Source organism: Rubneribacter badeniensis, assembly GCF_002899695.1.
Taxonomy (GTDB): domain Bacteria; phylum Actinomycetota; class Coriobacteriia; order Coriobacteriales; family Eggerthellaceae; genus Rubneribacter; species Rubneribacter badeniensis.
In genome coordinates this window covers 1-1,933 of the sequence record NZ_PPEL01000157.1, presented here as the reverse complement: position 1 = coordinate 1,933, position 1,933 = coordinate 1, and the positions used below count along the sequence as shown (strand labels likewise).

Annotated in this window: 1 protein-coding gene; it reads left to right on the top strand. The window is 51.5% G+C overall.

Translation table 11 applies throughout. From position 1 onward, the window contains the following. Window positions 1-107 precede the first annotated feature (107 nt). Window positions 108-1,847, top strand: coding sequence for an IS1634 family transposase (locus C2L80_RS13420; protein WP_103263372.1), 1,740 nt, complete (start codon window positions 108-110; stop codon window positions 1,845-1,847). Window positions 1,848-1,933: the final 86 nt, after the last annotated feature.

The window sequence follows — 1,933 nt, the reverse complement described above, 5'->3', positions numbered from 1 at the left end:
CCCGAGTTTGAATGAATAATTTCTTCTTTTTCCTGCATGAGCAGGATTTTTTCTTGCCTTTTGTGGTAATATATTGGTATAGGACTATATAGGACTTCGAGGTTGTCATGTATTTGAAGCAAACGAAGAACAAGGCGGGCAGGATCTACCTGTCGATCATGGAGGCCTACAGGGCAAACGGGAAGGTGCACCACCGCACCATCGAGCCAATTGGATACCTTGATGCGCTTGAAGCGCAATACGATGATCCAATCGCTTACTTTCAAGAGTACGCAAGAGCGCTCACAGAAGAAAAGAGAGCACAAAACGCTAAGGTTGCACTTGAGTTTTTCCCGGCAGAAAAGATCGATAAGAGATCGGATGCAGAGCGGATAGGTTTGGGCTCTATCCCGCTTTCGTATTGCTACCATGCCCTTGGGCTTGATCGGTTTTGGAACAACCGCAAAGTTCATGCGCATCTTGCCTTCGACCCCAACGCGATATTCAGGATGCTGAGCTATCAGAGGGCATTGCATCCTGGCTCTAAAAAGGATGCCTGGGAGCGAGCAGGTGAGCTTCCCGACAGACGTGCCTACACCCTTGATCATGTCTATCAATCTTTAAGCTTTTTCGCACGCCACGAGAAGGCTTTTAAAGCGCATATTGACAAAGCCTTAGGACAGATAAGAGCACAAGATACCTCGCGTGTTTACTACGATGTGACCAACTACTACTTCGAGGTGGAAAACGATGATGCGCCAGGGGAAGGATTGCGTGCACGTGGTGTCTCTAAAGAACATCATCCAGGACCCATTGTGCAGATGGGTCTTATGATGGATGCATCCGGTATGCCACTTGATTATGAGCTTTGGCGGGGCAACACCGTCGATTGCCAAACAATGCTCCCCGCGCTCAGACGCGTCAAAGACCGTCATCCTGATACCCGTGTGGTGGTGGTTGCCGACAAGGGATTGAACACTTCCGCCAACATCGCCGAGGCAGTATCGAAAGGAGATGGATTTATCTTTTCTCAGTCAGTGCGCCACGCACCCAAATCACTCAAAGAGTGGGTGTGTGATGAGAAGGGGTACAGATCAAACTCTTCAGGTGATTTTAAGATCAAATCACGCCAGGCCCATAAAAGGATCAAGGTCAAAGGCGAGGATGGCAAAACCCATACCGCGACCGTCGATGTGCAGGAGATCGCGTTTTGGAGCAGGGACTTCTTCGAGAGAAGCCGCCATGAGCGGGAAAAGGTAGTGGAAAGATCCCTTCGGGCACTTGAGAGGGGCGAGGTGTCCTCCGCGAAGTCCAAGACCGGCGCGCGCTACGTGAAAGACCTTGCCTATGCGCCAGATACCGGCGAGGCTGCAGCCCGCGCCTACGAGCTAGACCATGGCAAGATCGAAGAAGACGCCTCTTTGGACGGCTACTACTGCATCGTCACCAGCGAATGGGAGATGGACGAGAAAGAGGTGATAGATGCTTATCGTCAGCTTTGGCGTATAGAAGATGCCTTCCGGGTCACGAAGTCCACCCTCGAGGCGCGCCCGGTGTTCGTGCGGACCGAAGGGTCGATCCGCGCTCACTTCATGACGTGCTATGCGGCCCTTGTGATGATGAGGATGCTGCAAGAAGGCTTGGACTGGAAGTACTCCGCAGACCGGATTCAGGCAGGGCTGGCATCGCTTGTCGGCTACCGAGAGGATGCCAACTGGTATCTGTTCGCCAATAGAAGCGAGGTCACTGACGCTATAGGAGAGATGCTCGGGGTGCAGCTCAACCGGCGTCGCTACACGAAAGGCGATATCCGCCAGATGATGGCTGACTCGAGAAAACCCGGTTATGAAATCTGGTTGAAGAGTTAAATTCCACTACATATTTATTACCTCTAAAATCCCTCGTATCCCCTGATAGCCCTAGGAATACGAGGGATTTTTGATTCAAACTTGGG

Bases quoted from the DNA above. Each gene is read 5' to 3' on its own strand.
- C2L80_RS13420 (WP_103263372.1), top strand. From the start codon at position 108: ATGTATTTGAAGCAAACGAAGAACAAGGCGGGCAGGATCTACCTGTCG.